A 19271-nucleotide genomic window follows, 5' to 3' on the forward strand; every position below is an offset into this window, starting at 1 on the left:
TTAATAATTTTGATATAGATTATAAAGAATACTTTTATCATAAATCGTGAGTTCTGGGCTCACATCGTTGACAACAAACTTCCTTTTAAATGCAATAATTGCCGCTTTCAAATTGCGTGTATCGTAACCAATGATTCTCAAGGCATCAATTGGGTTGAAGGTTTCTGGGGCTGTTACCAATTCTGCAGGATTATACCATATACCAAAACCGCGATCTGCCAATTTTTTCCAAGGAAAAAATACACTTGGATCATTTTTACGAGCTGGAGCAATATCAGCATGACCAATGAAATTTGCTACGGGAATGCCGTAATTAGCTTTTAATGTATCCAAGACAACCATTAACGCTTCAATCTGGGCATCTGGAAATGCTTCCTTTCCATTATTATCCAGTTCTATTCCAATGGAGATCGAATTCATATCTGTGATCGTTCCCCACTTGGAAAGTCCCGCATGCCAACCTCTTACATAATCATTGAGCATCTGAACGATTACACCATTACGGCTAATCACATAATGTGAACTTACCTTTGTGTGCTCTACCTGAAATGTTCTGATGGTTTGATCCAGACTATTTTGTGCTGTATGATGGATAATAACGTAGTTTGGTTTGCGCACATCATAGTGTATGGCCGTTTCCTGACGTATATTAGCATGTATGCCAGCCTTTCCCAATGTCCATACTTTGTGCTCTCCCAAGCTTAATTTGGGAACGGTATCGTGTACGATCACCTTTTGGATGATCGTATCTATCTTTATAGGTACAATTTGCTCTATAGATCCCTTTTTAGCCATGCCTGACTTACTCTTACATCCAATAATGGATAGAGCAAAACAAAGTATAAACGGAATCCAAAGATTTTTTTTTTCAAACATTATCGAGGTAACCTATAAACCAATCCTAATGCCAATGATTCACTTAACTGAACTTTTGAGATCACATCCGTATCATAAACTAAAATTCCGTTTAAGTTTACATTGATCGCTCGCGATACTTTAGCTGTCACTGTGACATCCAAACGATGTGAAGGGTCCGTTACTTTTTTATAATTCGCAAATAAATTATAACGTGCTTTCACATTCAATTTATCTGTAAAATTTTTATCCATATTTCCGGTGATCTGAAAAGCGAGGTCATTTTGAACAGTTTTACCTCCTTCAACACCATACCTTACTTGATCTTTATCAATTGGTGCACGATCTGGATATTTCTGACTATATTGCTCAACCGTTAGGGGTTTAATACGGTTATCCAAAATCAGAGTTTGGCGTGCAGTACCTGTACCAAAACGAATCGAATAAGAAGCGCTTGGCTTGTATTCAAAACCCAGCGATTCGGTTATGTACGCAGGAGCCATAAATGCATTTTCGATATAATCAATGGTATCTTTACCGTCAACTTGTTTATATTTATATCCTGCATCAAATTGAGATTCAAAGGTTAATGAAGTATAAAGTGCCCATTTAGCAGACAATTTATAAGACAATTTATTATCCCAAAAAATACGGTCGTTATTTTTCTTCGCGATTTGCTTATTATTTTTAATCTTACCATATCGCAAATCGATCTCAGTTACAAAATTGAAATTGTCTCTGGTATAATCTGATTTATGATTTGCAATTAATCCGACGGCTGTTGATCCAACTCCACCACCTTTCCAGTCGCCATTAAAGGCTGCCTGATTAATATTTACTCCAAAACTGGTCCAATGCTTCCAATAATCAACTTGTAATTCTAATTTTGGTACTACTGGACGAATATTTTTTAAGGAGATATTTTCTTGTTTATTCTCCGAAATAACTGAATCTGGCTTTACTCTAAGGTCTTTCAAATTAACCTGAGCGCTAACCGTACCACACGATAAGCCAATAATTAATAAGGCAAATAAGGATTGTAACTTCATATCAAGCAACTCTTTTTTTTCTTTTCTTAATTTAAGGTACTAAAATAGGATTTATTGTTGGTAATGGCTCAATAAAATATCGAGAAGGATTTTTTTGATACTTTTCATAACATTCTTTGATATAATTTGTCAGTTCATACTGTGTACAGCTAATGATGAAAAAGTAACTTGGTTTAAAGATCCGTCTAAATTTATTAAGCTCTTCTCCTTCTAAACCTGTTGTACGACTCACCAGTTGTTCTGAAAACTTATACTCGATAACATTATCTTTATAATCACTCTCAATCAATTTCTTTAATCTTTTTGCATTTTTAGCTTCTCTGCTAAACAGACTATAGATGGAGTTGATACTGAGCCCTGCACCATTTTGCCCTACTGAAAACAGATCTCCTGGATCAGAAAGCCGAAAGGCTTTCTCATAATCATTTCTTGCCTTTTTTAAAATCTCATCTGGATCTTTCTTTGCAACTACAGAAACTTCATCAATATAAATCGATTCACGCTTCAAATGGAACAGTATAACAGGAGAGGTATTTACAATAACGGTATCAGGATAGTATTCCCGAGAAGTCGCGATCAATGCATCTCCTTTGTCGGCCATAATAGAAAATTCTCCCTTACTATTGTTAAAGACTTCTTCGTTGGTCCTAGTGTTGCGGATTGTTACTTTTGATATACGTTGTTTGGTATTAAAATCAGAAACAATACCCTCTATACGCTTTTGTGCAAAAGCATCGGGTGCTAGTGCAACCAAAAGAATGAGTATTACGATATTTTGCAGAGTCTTCACTCTCGTAAAACTACGTTTTAGCTTATCAAAATAGAAATATTTAACATCTTTTGATGATTTACTTTGAAATTACCAATAGCTGCCCGATGGCTAAGTTTGTGTCAGTCAAGCCATTTAACTCTTTTATTTGATCAACAGTGATACCGTATTGTTTACTCAACGAGTATAATGTGTCTTTCCCTTGTACTTCATGAATACGCATTGCTACAGGACTCTTGATTTGCTCTGTTTGTACCACAGGAGCTTCGACTGCATTGTGTACAATCTCTCGCTCAACAACAACTTCTCTTTTCTCCTTCTCAACACGAGTTTCCACGCGGTCATATTGGTAGAGTTCATACCGTTCAATCATATCGATCAATAAATCTGGATATCGCGGGTTGGTGGCATAGCCTGCGGCTTTCAAACCTTTGGCCCAGCCTTTATAATCGTTCTTATTGAGCAAGAATAAATCGGAATAACGTTTACGCAACAAGAATTCAGAATGATCTCTAAAAGACTGTTCCGGACTTTCATAAACGCGAAAGCAGTCATTGATATTATCATCTGGGCGATTAATGGATTTTCCCTTCCATACACCTCCACATTTGATTCCAAAGTGATTATTGGCTTCGGTAGCGAGGTAGCTATTGCCATTTCCAGATTCTAATAATGCTTGTGCCAATTTGATACTCGCAGGAATACCGTACTTATTCATTTCTGAAATAGCAATATCTTTATATTTCTCAACATAAGCATTTCCTGAAACAGCTGGTCTTAACTTACTAGGACGATTGGAAGAGGTAGAGCCTTGATGATTTTTGCTTTTATAGACGGTGTTTTTTTTGGATGAGCATGAACTAAAAAAAACAGTAAGGGCAAGTAGGATAAAAGCAATTTTTTTCATTGGATGAGTAGCATTACTTAGAAGCGGTGAGTTTCCTAGATATTGTGGTCGGATTTTTATCAAAACTATCTAAATCATACATTTCAATTGTTTTGATAACCTTCGCAGACCAATCTTTAGTTCTTGAATATCCTGCTTTTGCTAAAGCACCTACCCAAGCTTTGTAGTTTTGTCCTCGATTTTCCTCAAATAAGGGAGTCGTGGTTTTCTTTCTTTTAACCAACGATATAAAGTCATTATAAGAATCAAGTACTGATTTATAACCTTTATATGCTGAATTAATCACTTTGCTATTATTTTTTCCTTTAATACCGAAGTGATTATTTAAATTTTTTGCAATCTTACTATTTCCATGTGCACTTTCATGCATTGCAATAGCTAAAATTACTGATGCTGGAACACCATGTTCTTGCATCATCTCTTGTGCTACGGGGCTGTATTTATCAATATAAAATTGATTGCTTTGAGCGGATGCAGTAGCATAACTACTGACGATCAAAATTAATACAGCAACATAGTTTTTTAATGTTTTAAAATTCATAAAGAATCATTTAGTCCACTAATTACTTTTTGCGTAATACAAAAAGTCCATCTCGAATCGGCAATAAAACCTTTTCGATGCGCTGGTCCTGAGCTAATTGTTCATTCAAATCTATGATTTGCTTTGTTTGATTGTCTGGATTTTCATCTAATACTTTGCCTTTCCACAAGACATTATCGATTAAAATCAGTCCTCCAGACGGGACTCTATCTAAAATTAATTCGTAATAGTAATGATTACGTTTTTTATCAGCATCTATAAAAACCAGATCAAAACTACCTTCGATCTTCGGAATTACTTCTGCAGCATCACCAATATGGTATTTAATTTGAGACGCATATTCAGATCTGTCAAAATATCCCTGTACACGCTCCTCCTGTTCTGCATTAACATCTACCGTATGTAAAATCCCCTTTTTAGACAAGCCTTCTGCAAGGCATAAAGTAGCATATCCAGTAAACGTACCGATTTCCAAAATAGTATTTGGAGCAGCTAATTTACTAAGCATAGCAAGCACCCTTCCTTGGTAATGTCCGGATAACATATGAGGCATTGTTTCCTTCAAATAGGTCTCCCTATTGACGCTTTTTAGCAACGGATTTTCTTCGTCACATGTGCGCTCTAAGTAAGATTCTAAATGCTCATTACAAATGTCCATAACAACAAAATTACTGAACATGATTTATAATCAGAAAAAATAAAATACAAACTACTGATAATTAGGTAATTAATATTTGGTCAAATGTTACATAAAAAATCGCATCGGCCTTTATGAAGCATAATGACACTTTTAAAAAATCGTGATTTTTTAAATTCTTTGAATTTTCAAAGAAAAAAAAGTCCAATCATCATAGGAAGATTGGACTTTAAATTTTGTTATTTTTTTATTGAATTACGTCAAATTTGCAGTAATTAGTTTTAAGAATTCCGAACGCGTTACATCGTTTTGAAAAGCTCCTGTAAATGCTGATGTTGTAGTGACAGAATTTTGCTTCTGAATGCCTCGCATAGCCATACACATATGCTTACATTCGATCACCACAGCCACACCCTTTGCTCCTAAGGTTTCTTGAATACAGTCACGGATTTCATTGGTAAGACGTTCTTGAACTTGTAGTCGACGTGCAAAGATATCTACAACGCGTGGAATTTTGCTCAATCCAACGATATGACCATTAGGAATATAAGCAATATGCGCTTTACCAAAGAATGGCAACATATGGTGTTCGCACATCGAATACACTTCAATATCCTTCACCACAACCATCTGGCTATAGTCTTCCTCAAACATAGCACCTTGTAATACTTTAGCAGGATCAATATCATATCCATGAGTTAAAAACTGCAAAGCTTTTGCTACACGTTCTGGTGTTTTCAATAATCCCTCACGATTCGGATCTTCTCCTAGAGATTCTAAAATATCTGTATAATGAGCGGCAATACGACCAACTTTTTCTTGATTATATTGATCAATTTTCACGTAGCCGTCTAACTCTTCTTCTTCAAATGAGTGATTACTCATAGTAATTAAATAAATTAGTGTATAAGATTAGTCGCCAAAATATTCGACGTAATTATTTTCTGTTTCATGAAGGCGAATGCTGTGCAACTGCACTTTTTGTTCTTCAAATAATGGTTTCAATACCTCAAATATAGCAATTGCTATATTTTCTGTAGAAGCCATCTTATCTTTCATAAAATCAACATCAAGGTTAATATTTTTGTGATCGACTTTATTTACGATATTTTCCAAAATAATGGTTTTCATCAATTTTAAGTCAATCAGAAAACCTGTTGTTGGATTTACGTCACCTTTGACCGTCACAAACAAATCATAATTATGACCATGCCAATTAACATTTGAACAGTTTCCGAAAACATTTTCGTTTTTCTCAATACTCCAATCTTCGCGGTAAAGCTTATGTGCAGCGCAAAAGCGCTCACGACGAGTGATATATACCATAATACCACAAAGATACGTGTTTGCAACCAAAATATCGCTTTCAACGAAATGATTACCATCACATTTGCGTAAATATTGATTAATATTGTACAAAGGTTATCCCACATGAAAACACTTATAGTAGCAGCAACTCCATTCGAAATTCAACCCTTCCTTGATCGTATTGCTGCATATCCGAATACCGACTATTTAATAACGGAAGTGGGTATGGTACAAACAGCTTATCGGCTTGGAAAACATCTTGTAAATAATCAATATGATCTTATCATTAATATCGGTATTGGTGGCTGCTTTAATCGATCATTACCAATAGGGGCGGTCGTTTCAATCGATCGCGAGATCTTCTCAGAATTAGGAGCAGAAGATGATGAGCGATTCATTCCGATTGATGAACTTGGATTTGGTAACGCTCATTATGTGGCCACACAAAATAAGACAACTAAGGAACTGGTGCATGCATTACCAACAGGGCTAGGTGTAACAGTTAATAAGGTGCATGGAAATGAATTAGAAATTTCGAAATTACTGATACAAATACCCAATGCTCTGATTGAATCCATGGAAGGAGGATCTGTTTTTTTAGTTGCATCTGAAGCAAAAATTCAAACCATACAGATCCGTGGAATATCTAATTATGTAGAGAAGCGAAATCGTGCCACGTGGAACGTACCGCTCGCTATCCACAATAGCAATGCGGTTCTTTTCGAAATTTTGTCTAAAATAGATAAAGTTTAATTTTTGAATTTTATTACTGTTTTCGCCATCCTGTTATTAAAAAATGACATAAAAGCAGATATTTAGCGATGAATAACCTTCAAAATATCAATAATAAATAGTAGATTTGTAATCTAAAATTTGACACTATTTTACAACTGATGAGAGAGATACAATTCAGAGAAGCACTTCGTGAAGCGATGAACGAGGAAATGCGTAAAGACGAAACAATATTTTTATTAGGAGAAGAAGTTGCAGAATACAATGGTGCTTATAAAGTGAGCCAAGGTATGCTGGATGAATTCGGAGCTAAACGCGTGATAGATACACCTATTGCAGAATTAGGTTTTGCAGGTATAGCAGTCGGTGCTGCGATGAACGGTTTAAAACCAATCGTTGAATTCATGACTTTCAACTTTTCTTTAGTTGCGATTGACCAAATTATCAATGCTGCTGCAAAGATTCGTTCCATGAGTGGAGGTCAATTCTCTATTCCAATAGTATTCCGTGGTCCAACTGGTAATGCAGGGCAATTGGGAGCACAGCACTCTCAAAATTTTGAGAACTGGTATGCAAATACTCCAGGATTAAAAGTTGTTGTTCCTTCAAATCCTTATGATGCGAAAGGTTTATTAAAATCTGCTATGATTGATCCAGATCCAGTTATTTTTATGGAATCTGAGGTTATGTATGGTGATAAAGGTCACGTGCCTGAAGAAGAATATTACTTACCAATAGGTAAAGCAAATGTTGTTAAAGAAGGTACTGATGTAACCATCGTATCTTTCGGTAAAATGGTTCCACGTGTTGTATTACCTGCTGTTGAAGAATTAACAAAAGAAGGTATCAATGTGGAAGTAATTGACTTACGTTCTGTTCGTCCAATAGATTACCCAACTATTATCGAGTCTGTTAAGAAAACAAACCGTTTGGTAATTGTTGAAGAAGCTTGGCCATTAGCGTCTATTTCATCTGAAATAACATATTCTGTACAACGTAATGCATTTGATTATTTAGATGCTCCAATCGTTCGTATTACAGCAGCAGATGTTCCTCTTCCATATGCAGCTACATTAATTGAAGCAGCTCTTCCAAGTGTTGCTAAAGTTGTAAAAGCTGTAAAAGAAGTTGCTTACATCAAAAAATAAAAGCATCTAATTGCTTAATTCAAAAAAGACCTTTGGTAATACCAAAGGTCTTTTTTAATTTAGGGGATATTTTACTAACTAATCTTAAATGATCAAGACCCTATCGCTCGCTTTTTTGTCGTTCTTTATTATTACGACATTAATTGCTCAAGACAAAGTTTTATTAAAGCTGAAACCCGACCTTAATAATCCCTTTTCACAAAAAATGCACATGACTATAGATGTCAATGCTGGTGCTCAAAGTACTATGATCGATGCAACCATGTTGTGCGAGACAACAAACACCAATGCTACAGACAGTACATTGACCTATGCAACGAAATATACAGAAATGATCATGGCAATGGATGCAGGAATGATGACCGTCAACTATGATTCCAAGAATCCGGAAGCCAATGAACTTTCCAAACAGATCCATGAAAAAGTTAAAACTTTGCTGGAGACCCCTATCGTGGCTGTGATGAGTTTAAATGGAAAAATAAAAAATGTCGAAGATTTACCTGATGATAATGATCTGTTTGATGCCAATATGCTCAAAGAAGCAGCGTTTGAATACCCAAATAGAGAATTAAAAGTTGGAGAACAATGGAAAGCAACAGCAAATAATAAGTCTCTAGGACCAATAGAACAAACATACACCCTAAAAAGTATCTCAGCAGAGGGTATATCGATTACTTCGGAAGGAAGTATAACGGCAGAAGGCCAAACTGTCGGATCAATCACTGGCCAATACCTATTAAACCCTAAAACTCATTATTTAAAAGCGCTTACGCTCGAAACAAAAGTAAAAAATAAAGAGGTTGAAGTCACCAGCAAAATAGAAATCCTATAAACCACAAAGAGCTGTCAATGACAGCTCTTTGTGGTTTTATTGAACGTAAATGTTAAAATTACGCGTTAATTTCTTCTTTATATTGATCAGCAGTTAATAAAGCATCAACGTCAGCTACATCATTTAATTTGATACGAATAATCCAACCCTCTCCATAAGGATCTGAGTTTACTAATTCTGGTGATGCATCGATTGCCTCGTTAACAGCTAACACTGTTGCTGTAACAGGAATGAATAAATCAGAAACCGTTTTTACTGCTTCGATTGTTCCAAAGATTTCGTTTGCAGCCACTTCTTCACCAATTGTGTTGATGTCTACAAATACGATATCACCTAACTCACGTTGTGCGAAATCAGTAATACCAATAACGGCCTCATCACCTTCAACACGAATCCATTCGTGATCTTTAGTGTATTTTAATTCTGCTGGAAAATTCATTTTACTTTTTTTTAATCTTCTATTTAATTACGCCATGAAGTTACAAAATATATTTATATCACAAAAATCTTGTGTACTCTATCATATTTTGTTCCTACTTTTAAGGTATGAACTCAATGATTGAAAAGCTTTACAAAATCGCAAAAAAAGATAGTCGTTTTATAATAGGACTTATGTCAGGGACTTCATTGGATGGTCTTGATATTGCACTTTGTAGAATAAGTAATAGTGGTAAGTCTACACAAATTAGCGTGGATAATTTTATTACAATGGACTATCAGGATGAGTTTAGAAAATACGTAAGAGGTGTTTTTGCAAAGCGTACAATTGATCAACAGTTGCTCTGCGGACTTCATGCTTACGTCGGAAATGTACATGCAGCACTCATTAATCAGGCTCTTGAAAAATGGGGGATTCCGCATACAGAAATTGATTGTATTGCTAGCCATGGGCAGACAGTATACCACGCTCCACAAAGCCTTACAGATGATCAATTAATGCCTAACAGCACTCTTCAAATCGGGGATGGTGATCATATTGCTGTAAAAACTGGTATTATTACACTATCAGATTTTAGACAAAAACACATCGCTGCAGGTGGTGAAGGTGCACCTCTGGCGGCCTACGGCGATTACTTATTGTTTTCGGATAGGAAAGAAAATCGATTTTTATTGAATATCGGTGGCATTGCTAATTATACATTTATACCTAGCCAAGAAAGTGATTTGAAAGCTTTTGCAACAGATATTGGCCCCGGAAATACCATTATGAATCAGTTTGCAAAAGAAAAATTTGATATAGAGATGGATAAGGATGCAAACATCGCTACACAAGGAATTATCAATGAAGGACTTTTAAATGAGCTTTTAAAAGAACCATTTCTACAAGATGAATTCCCTAAAACAACTGGTCCGGAGCTCTTTAATTTGGATTATCTAAAAAAATGTCAGATAGCATCCAATAATCTTCATATGATTCCTGAAGATATCATGGCCACCTTAAATCAATTTACTGCAACATGCATCATTGACGCAATCCATAAGCTGTCAAAAACATTAAGCAATGTACATATCTACATCAGTGGGGGAGGTTTACACAATCCGCTATTGGTCGCTAAAATCAAAGCAGGATTGCCTCATCATAAAGTCTCCTCATTTGGAATACTAGGCATTGATCCCGACGCTAAAGAAGCTGTGTTATTTGCCCTACTGGCTAATGAAACATTAGTTGGCCACCGAGACAATGTAAGTCAAATAAAAGATTCTCCTGCAGTCTGTATGGGTAAAATTAGCTTACCTCAATAACAACTAATCATTATCAATAGCTTCATGTAGATACTGCTTCAAAGGAAGCATTGTTTTATATAAGGCAATGATATTATTCAAAGCATTTTTATCAGTCAGAGCGCTATTGGATAAGCTTTTGTGTGCAACAAAGCTCTTTAATTTTAAAAATTCAATTGAAGGATGTGTTGCCTCATAGCCAGCAGGGGGGCGTTTTAGTTTGTCTTCTTCTTCTAAAGTAAGACCACTTTTTTTCTGTAAATCTGCTATAATTGCATTAAATTTCTCTTCGTTATAATCTATTTCCTGACGAATAGCATCTAAATGTTTTTTTTCTGGTCTCCAGTAACCACAGGCAATAAATGAATTATCTGGAGAGATGTGGATATAATATTCTGGTCCGTCCAATTTACGGCCATCTTTGGAAATACCTGCACCGAACCAATTTTTATAGGGTGTTTTGTCTTTTGAAAAACGCGTATCACGATAGATACGAAACAAACATTTATTGGCCTGAATATCGGTCGTAATATGAGGATCAAATTGAGACAGGCTATTAATCAAATCAGCCACAAACAAACGAACATCAGCTAAAGCCGCTTCATAGCGTTCTTTCTCTTCTGCAAACCATTCGCGGGTATTGTTATCCTGTAAATCTTTTAAAAATTTAAACGTATTTTGATTAATATGTCCCATAAATATGATCTTAATTTACTAAAAACAAAAATAAATATACCAAAGGTCCAGCGATTAATAAACCGTCGAATCGATCTAATAAACCTCCGTGTCCAGGTAATATATGTCCAGAATCTTTCACATTTAAGCTTCTTTTAAGCATCGATTCTACCAAATCACCCAATGTACCAAATACAGCAATTATCATTGCTACAATAATCCATTGCCATTGCGGTATTGTTTCAAAATAATGTGCTAAACATAAAGATACAAGAACTGCCAATACAATACCACCAATAAAACCTTCCCAGGTTTTCTTTGGAGAAATTCGCTCAAAAAGTTTATGTTTTCCCAAGGATCTCCCAGCTAAATAAGCCCCTGTATCACTCGTCCAAAGCAAAATCATAAAACCCAAAGGTAAAAAATGATTAAATGAGCCACCTATATAGCCTAATCTTGTAAAACAATAAAAAGGAAATCCAACATACAGAATACCTAAAATGGTAAAGCCGATATCATTAAAGGGGAAATCACGCTTTTGATAAAGAGCTTGTATATAGATCGCTAAAAGAAAAGGGATGCATAACAAAATATACTTTGCCTCAAAAATGCCTAAACTATATAACGCTGTTGTACTAAATAAAACAACTGTAGTCAATATACCTAAAGCTTTACTTGGTCTACGATCTTCTGAGCTTACAATACCATAAAACTCATACAGACACCAGGCGCTTAAAAAAGAAAAAAATCCAAGGAAAACTGCGTCGCCCAGAAGCATAGCCCCAACCATGACGATGATAAAGAAAAATCCTGTAATAGCTCTAGTTTTCATACTAATCTTCGCTTTCTGTCGTAGATTCGATTAAAACTAATGCCTGTTGCTCATCTTGTTGATTCACATAAAGCTCAATCTTACCAAATACAAGGTATGATGAGTCCTGCTTATTTAATACAATAGCAGGTATCCCGCTTTCTTCTAACATTTGTTTAACGATCTCAGCTTCTATTGCATTAGTATACACTTTAATCTTCTTCCAGCCTTGCTCCATATGGGATTTTTTTAGTTGAACGATAATATAATACTACAAAAATAACAGTAAATATTAAGCTTGCAAGGTAAACCCAAATTGGTTCTTGTTCAAAGTTATTCATTTCTTCGAAAGGTATCCCTTTTCTTGTATAATAAAACGCTGTAATGGTGGCACTTGCATTATTAATAAAATGACCAAAAATAGGCAAATATATGTTTCTACTCCAGACATAGAGATATCCAAAAAAGGCACCAAGAAGCATTCTAGGAATAAATCCAAAGAACTGCATATGAAATGCACTAAAGATTATTGCTACTAACCAAATGACCACGTGCTTATTCCATATCCAACGTCCAAAAATGTTTTGTAGACAGCCTCTAAAAACCATTTCTTCACCTACGGCCGGCACCACTGCCAAAATGATCAGATTGATCAATAAACCGCCCCAAGTTGACTCCTCTACAATTTGTTTAGTCATTACAGCGGCACTATCTTCACTAGCACGCATCCACTGCTGTACACCTTGAAGACTATCGGGCAATTGCATAGATTCATTCCAATACGCAAGCAATGACATCATAGGAATGAAACATAGCATGGCCGCAAAGACAAAAAGATATTGTAATGATGAAACCTTATTTATTCTTTGAAAATAGGGATGAATGCCTGATTCGCTACGATATAAGATCCAAGCTGGTAAAATAAATGTTGTAACACTACTGATCAGCAACATCCCTTTGAGTGCCACTGTATTTTCTTGAAAAAAAGATAAACTGAACGGGCTCTCGGGAGACAAAATCTTCATAACCAATAGTGATAATCCCATCAATACCAATTGAATACTTACACCCAAAACGATCATGTAAAGCAATAATCTAAATAAAGATTTTCCGGGATTTATCTTTGTCACTAATTCTTCCATGTAGTACTTTTAATTTATTTCATAAATATATTACAATTAAAATTTATTACCTCAAAATCTTCTAAAAGATCTACTTTAAGCTATCATCCTGCATCTAGAACAACGTCTATCTGGATATAGAAACCTGTAAACCAAAAAAATCCCGTTTCATTTAAAATGAAACGGGATTTCCATATTTTTCAATTAATTAACCCGAATTGGATCAGCCGGTTTTTTCATGTTCTTGTAGGGATAATTTTTCATTTCTTCCAACAAGATCTGAACCGTTTTTTCCAATTGTGGATCACGACCTTCTATCAAATCCTTAGGTGTTTGCTCAACGAAAATATCTGGAGCAACACCTTCATTTTCGATGATATAATTGCCTTTCAAATCGTATACACCAAAGTTTGGTGAAGTGATTCTTCCTCCATCCAATAAAGGAGGATAACCGCTGATACCAACTAAAATACCCATAGTGGTACGGCCTACCAATTTTCCTAATCCTTTGTGGCGGAACATATAAGGCATCATATCTCCTCCGGAACCCGCATTTTCATTAATAATCATTGCTTTTGGCCCATAAATTCCATTACCTGGGGTATTGAATCCCTTTCCGTCACGTATTCCCCATCCAGCGATTAAATCACGGGATAATAAATCGATAACGTAATCGGCAACCCAACCGCCACCATTATTACGTTCATCAATTAATACCGCTTTTTTATCCATCTGCGAGAAATAATAGCGATTGAAAGCAGTGTATCCTTCTCCACCGGTATTAGGCATATAAATATACGCGATCTGACCCTTGCTTAATTCTTCCACACGCTTTCTGTTGCGCTCCATCCACTCTGTGCTTCTTAAACTCATCTCATCAGAAAATGATATTGGTTTAACCACATATTCTTTAGCTCCAACTAAACTAGGTTTTGTATTGACTTTAATACTTACCTGTTTACCGACAGTATTATCAAATAAACTGTACAAGTCCATATCGGCAGTAACTGCTGTACCATTTACTGCTACTAAGTACATTCCCGATTTGATATTTAATCCCGGTTCAGACAAAGGCGCTTTAAATGATGGATTCCAATCTAAGCGTGTAAAAATTTTATCAAGCTTATAAAAACCTTTATCAATAGAATAATCAGCTCCTAAAACACCCACACTAACCGAAGGACCACTAGGTTGATCGCCTGGATAAATATAATTATGTCCAACAACCATTTCGCCCATCATTTCGTTCAATAAATAACCTAAATCAGAACGGTGACTTACATAAGGCAAGAACTTCTCATATTTCGTTTTTACAGCATTCCAATCTGCTCCATGCATATTTTCAACGTAGAAATAATCTTTCTGCATTGCCCATACTTCATCGAATATTTGTTTCCACTCAGCAACAGGATCAACTAATTGTTTGATATTATCCAATTTCAATACACCAGTTGTAGGACTTGCCACTTTTTGACCTGCTGTTACAATATTAATACCTGCACTGGTCTGAAGAATCATTTTCTTACCGTCGGCACTGATAGCATATGAGCGGATACCTGCGACAAGATCTTTTTCTTTGAAATCTGTAAAATCATAAGCATAGAGTGTGCCATTCTTGACATATGTCAATTGATTGACGACAGATCCGTTGATACCATAAATACCATCACCTAATGGAAGCGCAACAATTCGATTATTGATATTATCAAAATCTATTTCTGTAGGCTGTACCGCAGGTTTTGAAGCTTCTTTGTTTGGTTCTTCTTTCTTCTCGTCTTTTTTCTTTTTATTAGCCTTTGCTGTTTCTTTAGGCTTTTCAGACTCCTCTTTCTCTTCTTTTATCGTTTCTTCATCACTTTCATTTTTGAAAATAGAAGGTGTTTTACTGGATAAAATGAATGCATATGCTTCATAATTAGCACGACGCTCCGTTGCTGACATATGCAGTCCAGAATTTGTCAATCCTACATTTGTACTTGCTGTGAAAAAAAGATACTTACCATCTCGACTAAACGAAGTAGATCGAACAGCACTCATACCATCTGTGATCTGCGTGCTTTTTTTACTGTCAAGATTATATAAAAATACAGCTGAAACTGAATTTGGAAGTGTTTTAATGTAAGAAATCCACTTCGAATCAGGTGACCAACTTGGTTGGAAATGATTAAAAACACGTCCAGTCTGAGCACTCTCACTATCCGAATCTACCTTGACTATCTTTTTACTATCGATATCAATGTAAAATAAATTCAAGTGAGAATCGTTATAAAACAATTTCTTAGAATCAGGAGACCAGGTAGGTTCAAAATAAAAATTAGATTCACCTAAAGTATACATTAGAGGTTCATCTTTTCCAAATTGATCGCGTAATTGAAGTACATATTTCCCTTTTTCACTCGAAATATAGGAAACCCATTTCACGTTCGGAGACCAGCTTGGAAAGCGGTCATGTGCGCCTGGAGAATTTGAAATATTGCGCGCTTCGCCTTTTTCTTTAGGTACAGAGAATATTTCTCCTCTCGCTTCTATAAGAGCACGTTGCCCGGTAGGGGAAATGTTCAAAGTGCGAATATCATCACGCATATTATCATAATGTGGTCTTTTATACAACGCATCATTACTCACATTAATTTTTAATGCTGTAGAAGACTTTGAATTGATATTGTAAATGTGTACTCTTCCTTCTTGTTCAAAGGTCAATTCCGATCCGTTGCCCGTCAATGTTCTGACGTCATAGTCAGTAAAATTGGTAATTTTATCGATTTTTTTTGATTTGACATCGTACGAGAAAATATTGACAATTTTATCTCTGTCTGAAAGGAAGTAAACCTTATTATCCAACCATACCGGCTTAACGTCATTGCAGCGCTCTCCAGGGATTATTTCGATCTGATTACTCTTTGTGTCGAAAATCCAAATGGATGGCATACCACCGCCTCTGTAGCGCTTAAAAGCAACACGGTCACGTTCCGTAGGATCTGTATTTTTTATATAAGCCCAATAGCGTCCATCTTTAGAAGGGCTACCCTGATAAGCCTCTGGCATAGGAAGCGATTTGTCCAATGTCAATCCAGTAACAGATGAAGAATATAAACGTGGACTTAATGCATAATTGTATTCGCGGGTTGTGGTATAATATACTTCATTATTATTTAGCCAGCCTCGCAGCACATCAGATGCGGGATGAAAAGTAATACGTTTAGGTTCACCACCTTCAATCGGCATGACATAAACGTCTGTATTACCATCATAATTACCTGTAAAAGCAATCTTTTTTCCATCCGGTGAGAAGATGGGGTTTTGTTCAACACCAGGATTTGTCGTTAATCTTCTTGGATTTGCTCCAGATTTATCCGAGATCCAAATATCACCTCCATATACGAAAGCAATATTTTCGGCGCTAATACTAGGACTTCTCAATAACAAAGTTTCTTGTGCTTCTACTGAAAAAGCACCCGATAAAGCCATTACTAATCCTAAAAATCGAAGTTTAGGTTTTAACATATATTTAAAAATAAAATAGGGTTTTTATTGTGCTGTAAAAATAACCAATAATTTATCAATAAATTATGTATATCAATTAAGTTGCAATAAAAAAGCCCCAATTAAAAAATTGGGGCTTAAATATCAATATAAGGCTGTTTTTTAGAAACCGTAGTCTTGTTCTATTTCTAAAACAACACCTTCATCTACTAAAACACGTCCACAGTGTTCACAGATAATAATTTTCTTACGTTGACGAATCTCAGATTGTAGTTGTGCAGGAATTTTATTATGACATCCTGAACAGCTATCACGGTCAATTGAAACAACTGCTAGACCATTCTTGAATGAATTACGTAAACGGTAATAAACTTTATTTAAGCGTTCATCAATGTTAGCTTCCGCTTTTTCAGCTTTAGCCAACAAATCATCTTCATCTTTTTGAGTTTCAGAAGTAATTGTTTCCAATTCTTTCTTTTTACCTTCTAACTCACCTTTACTATACTCTAAATTAGATACTGTCGTATCGTAGTTTTCTGTTTTATTGCGAATTTCGAATTCGAATTCTTTAATTCTTTTTTCACAAACTTGGATTTCTAATCCTTGAATTTCAATTTCTTTCGAAATAGCATCATATTCACGATTATTTTTTACTTCGTTCAGTTGACTTTCATATTTTTTGATAGCCAATTGAGCGTCTTTAATCATGTTCTTACGCTTAACGATCGAATCTTCTAACTCATCTAAGTCTGTTCTGATCTTTTCGATACGTGTTTCTAAACCCGCAATTTCATCTTCAAGATCTGCAACCTCGATAGGTAATTCTCCTCTAATTTGGCGAATTTTATCTACTTTAGTATGTATGGCCTGTAATAACCATAATGCTTTCAATTTTTGTTCTACGGTTTGTTCCATCAACAATAGTGTTTTATAGGATTTGTATCTACTTCTGTTATTAGGACTGCAAAGTTAGGAAATTTTTCTGTAATTATATCGAACAATAATTCTTGCGTAAATTGTTCGCTTTCATAATGACCGATATCTGCAATCACAATTTGATTTTCTGCATCAAAAAATTCATGATATTTATAATCGGCTGTAACAAAAAAATCCGCTCCAGACCGCTTTGCGGTATTTAATAAAAATCCACCGGCACCACCACATACGGCAACCCTTGACACAGGTTTACCTTGTAGAGCAGTATGTCTAATAACCTGCAGGTTTAAATTATTTTTTAAATAGGCTAAAAAATCCTGTTCAGACATAGGACTTTCTAAATTTCCAATAACTCCAGCTCCGACTTCTTGATTTTTATTTTCCAGTTTAAGCGTATCGTAAGCAACTTCTTCATAAGGATGTGATTCATACATAGCCAAAAGAACTTTACGTTCAATAGCTTTTGTATAAACAACTTCAATTCTGGTCTCTTCCACTCTTTCTTGTAGCCCAATTTCCCCAATAGTTGGTTGTGCTTCGCCATGAGGTCTAAATGTACCATAACCGGCAGTATTAAAACTGCATTGATCGTATTTGGCCCCAACTTTACCTGCGCCAGCATCAAATAGAGCTTCTCTAACCAATTCGACATGGCTTCGTGGGACATAGACCACAAGTTTATACAAAAGATTAGATTTAGGTTCTAAAATAGCCTGATTTTGAAGATTTAACAGGGAGGCTATCTTTGAATTAACACCACCTGTTATATTATCCAGATTCGTATGAATAGCATACAGCGCAATATCATGTTGAATTGCTTTTATAACAGTACGCTCCACGTAATTGTTTCCATTAAATTTCTTCAGACCTTTAAAAACAATGGGATGATGAGAAACAATTAAATTACATCCTTTAGCAATTGCATCATCAACTACCTCTTCAGTACAATCTAAAGAAATCAATATTTTTGAAAGTTCTTGATCCGGATCTCCCACGATTAAACCGCAATTGTCATACGACTCCTGTAGATCTAATGGTGCTATCCTTTCCAGATAAGCAGTAATTTCCTTAATCTTCATGTTTATTCTCTAATTCTTCTTGATCCCTAAAAGTATTATGTTGCTCTAATATACGCTTATAATTTTTGATATCAACCCAATAATTAATCATGGTTACAAAATGAAAAATTATAGCAACAACAGATATAAATGGGGGTAATGGAATATTTGTCGCCAAATATATCCAGCCATATAGTGAACCTTTCTTAAATGTCGGAGATTCATCTACAGCGATTTTACGATCAAAAAATTCATTAATTAACGAATCCCGTAAACGTCTTGCTACTTCAAAATTCCAATAAATATTAAATAAAGGAATAGCGATACCAAATACCTGATTAGGTTTTATACATTGATTTTCTTCTGACACCAATAATAATGTCTTTCTCATCGTATTGGCTAAAAACAGCCAAATAACAATACGAATAATATAAATTGCAATTACTGTATAGATAAACTCCGGCTTTGAAATTTCCTTCAATAACTGTTCTTGTAATTCTACTTGATCCATCTGTGCTAATTCTCGTTATGCAGTAAAGATACCAATTCTTTTAAATTCTTTATTCGTCGATTTTGATCAATTACCCTTAAAATGATATTTATATTAAAAGCTTTAACCTATTCCCAAATAGTGAAAGAGTGGGGGATTTATTAGATTATTATCCGACTGTATTCCTGCAACTTAGC

21 protein-coding genes are annotated in these 19271 nt (G+C 35.3%); 4 read left to right on the forward strand and 17 right to left on the reverse strand.

The annotated features are described in order from the left end of the window. From FHR29_RS25860 to FHR29_RS25895, 8 genes are all read right to left on the reverse strand, one after another. Nucleotides 1-795, reverse strand: coding sequence for an N-acetylmuramoyl-L-alanine amidase (locus tag FHR29_RS25860; RefSeq protein ID WP_221197953.1), 795 nt, complete (start codon nucleotides 793-795; stop codon nucleotides 1-3). Between the two features lie 80 nt (nucleotides 796-875). After that, nucleotides 876-1904 (reverse strand): DUF3078 domain-containing protein, encoded by a 1029-nt coding sequence (locus FHR29_RS25865; RefSeq protein ID WP_021189270.1) that lies wholly within the window; start codon nucleotides 1902-1904, stop codon nucleotides 876-878. A 31-nt stretch (nucleotides 1905-1935) separates the two neighbouring features. Continuing rightward, the gene (locus tag FHR29_RS25870) at nucleotides 1936-2694 is read right to left on the reverse strand and encodes a hypothetical protein (RefSeq protein WP_183918264.1); all 759 of its coding nucleotides are present in this window, start codon (nucleotides 2692-2694) and stop codon (nucleotides 1936-1938) included. Nucleotides 2695-2752: 58 nt separating this feature from the next. Continuing rightward, nucleotides 2753-3580, reverse strand: a complete 828-nt coding sequence (locus FHR29_RS25875) for a glucosaminidase domain-containing protein (RefSeq protein ID WP_132844985.1) — start codon at nucleotides 3578-3580, stop codon at nucleotides 2753-2755. 13 nt (nucleotides 3581-3593) lie between these two features. After that, nucleotides 3594-4121 carry a glucosaminidase domain-containing protein gene (locus FHR29_RS25880; RefSeq protein ID WP_021189273.1) on the reverse strand — a complete coding sequence of 176 codons (528 nt, stop codon included), beginning with the start codon at nucleotides 4119-4121 and terminating at the stop codon, nucleotides 3594-3596. Between the two features lie 22 nt (nucleotides 4122-4143). Beyond that, a complete protein-coding gene (locus FHR29_RS25885; RefSeq protein WP_132771812.1) occupies nucleotides 4144-4779 on the reverse strand; it encodes an O-methyltransferase in 636 nt (211 codons plus the stop codon). Between the two features lie 234 nt (nucleotides 4780-5013). Beyond that, complete coding sequence (gene folE / locus FHR29_RS25890) at nucleotides 5014-5643, reverse strand: GTP cyclohydrolase I FolE (protein WP_132771763.1); 630 nt, start codon at nucleotides 5641-5643, stop codon at nucleotides 5014-5016. A 27-nt stretch (nucleotides 5644-5670) separates the two neighbouring features. After that, complete coding sequence (locus FHR29_RS25895) at nucleotides 5671-6084, reverse strand: 6-carboxytetrahydropterin synthase (RefSeq protein ID WP_031287841.1); 414 nt, start codon at nucleotides 6082-6084, stop codon at nucleotides 5671-5673. A gap of 105 nt (nucleotides 6085-6189) precedes the next feature. Here FHR29_RS25895 and mqnB point away from each other — a divergent pair, with 105 nt between their 5' ends. The 3 genes from mqnB (at nucleotide 6190) to FHR29_RS25910 (ending at nucleotide 8778) form a co-directional block, all read left to right on the forward strand. Further along, the gene (gene mqnB / locus FHR29_RS25900) at nucleotides 6190-6819 is read left to right on the forward strand and encodes a futalosine hydrolase (protein WP_183918266.1); all 630 of its coding nucleotides are present in this window, start codon (nucleotides 6190-6192) and stop codon (nucleotides 6817-6819) included. Between the two features lie 140 nt (nucleotides 6820-6959). Continuing rightward, complete coding sequence (locus FHR29_RS25905; protein ID WP_021189278.1) at nucleotides 6960-7946, forward strand: pyruvate dehydrogenase complex E1 component subunit beta; 987 nt, start codon at nucleotides 6960-6962, stop codon at nucleotides 7944-7946. Between the two features lie 88 nt (nucleotides 7947-8034). Then, the gene (locus tag FHR29_RS25910) at nucleotides 8035-8778 is read left to right on the forward strand and encodes a DUF6263 family protein (RefSeq protein ID WP_183918268.1); all 744 of its coding nucleotides are present in this window, start codon (nucleotides 8035-8037) and stop codon (nucleotides 8776-8778) included. A gap of 58 nt (nucleotides 8779-8836) precedes the next feature. Here FHR29_RS25910 and gcvH read toward each other — a convergent pair whose 3' ends face one another. Then, entirely contained in the window at nucleotides 8837-9217 is a 381-nt protein-coding gene (gene gcvH / locus FHR29_RS25915; protein WP_021189281.1) for a glycine cleavage system protein GcvH, read from the reverse strand. 116 nt (nucleotides 9218-9333) lie between these two features. Between gcvH and FHR29_RS25920 the strand changes: the two genes are divergently transcribed. After that, nucleotides 9334-10521: an anhydro-N-acetylmuramic acid kinase gene (locus tag FHR29_RS25920; protein ID WP_311732317.1), complete on the forward strand. Its 1188-nt coding sequence runs from the start codon at nucleotides 9334-9336 to the stop codon at nucleotides 10519-10521. A 3-nt stretch (nucleotides 10522-10524) separates the two neighbouring features. Here FHR29_RS25920 and FHR29_RS25925 read toward each other — a convergent pair whose 3' ends face one another. From FHR29_RS25925 to FHR29_RS25960, 8 genes are all read right to left on the reverse strand, one after another. Further along, nucleotides 10525-11196 carry a DUF2461 domain-containing protein gene (locus FHR29_RS25925; protein ID WP_132844976.1) on the reverse strand — a complete coding sequence of 224 codons (672 nt, stop codon included), beginning with the start codon at nucleotides 11194-11196 and terminating at the stop codon, nucleotides 10525-10527. A gap of 10 nt (nucleotides 11197-11206) precedes the next feature. Further along, on the reverse strand, nucleotides 11207-12007 hold the full coding sequence (locus FHR29_RS25930) for a phosphatidate cytidylyltransferase (protein WP_183918272.1): 801 nt from the start codon (nucleotides 12005-12007) through the stop codon (nucleotides 11207-11209). 1 nt (nucleotide 12008) lies between these two features. Further along, nucleotides 12009-12224: a DUF2007 domain-containing protein gene (locus tag FHR29_RS25935; RefSeq protein WP_021189284.1), complete on the reverse strand. Its 216-nt coding sequence runs from the start codon at nucleotides 12222-12224 to the stop codon at nucleotides 12009-12011. After that, the gene (locus FHR29_RS25940) at nucleotides 12199-13128 is read right to left on the reverse strand and encodes a CPBP family intramembrane glutamic endopeptidase (RefSeq protein WP_183918274.1); all 930 of its coding nucleotides are present in this window, start codon (nucleotides 13126-13128) and stop codon (nucleotides 12199-12201) included. The genes FHR29_RS25935 and FHR29_RS25940 overlap by 26 nt, the downstream gene beginning before the upstream one ends. 183 nt (nucleotides 13129-13311) lie before the next feature. Next, nucleotides 13312-16611, reverse strand: coding sequence for a S41 family peptidase (locus FHR29_RS25945; protein ID WP_183918277.1), 3300 nt, complete (start codon nucleotides 16609-16611; stop codon nucleotides 13312-13314). 141 nt (nucleotides 16612-16752) lie between these two features. Then, nucleotides 16753-17505 carry a zinc ribbon domain-containing protein gene (locus FHR29_RS25950; RefSeq protein ID WP_021189289.1) on the reverse strand — a complete coding sequence of 251 codons (753 nt, stop codon included), beginning with the start codon at nucleotides 17503-17505 and terminating at the stop codon, nucleotides 16753-16755. Continuing rightward, nucleotides 17505-18605 (reverse strand): Nif3-like dinuclear metal center hexameric protein, encoded by a 1101-nt coding sequence (locus tag FHR29_RS25955; protein ID WP_183918285.1) that lies wholly within the window; start codon nucleotides 18603-18605, stop codon nucleotides 17505-17507. Before FHR29_RS25955 ends, FHR29_RS25950 begins: the two co-directional genes overlap by 1 nt. Beyond that, complete coding sequence (locus FHR29_RS25960) at nucleotides 18595-19095, reverse strand: hypothetical protein (RefSeq protein WP_021189291.1); 501 nt, start codon at nucleotides 19093-19095, stop codon at nucleotides 18595-18597. The genes FHR29_RS25955 and FHR29_RS25960 overlap by 11 nt, the downstream gene beginning before the upstream one ends. Nucleotides 19096-19271 lie beyond the last annotated feature (176 nt).

Source organism: Sphingobacterium sp. JUb56 (genome assembly GCF_014191365.1).
Classification (GTDB): Bacteria; Bacteroidota; Bacteroidia; order Sphingobacteriales; family Sphingobacteriaceae; genus Sphingobacterium; species Sphingobacterium anhuiense.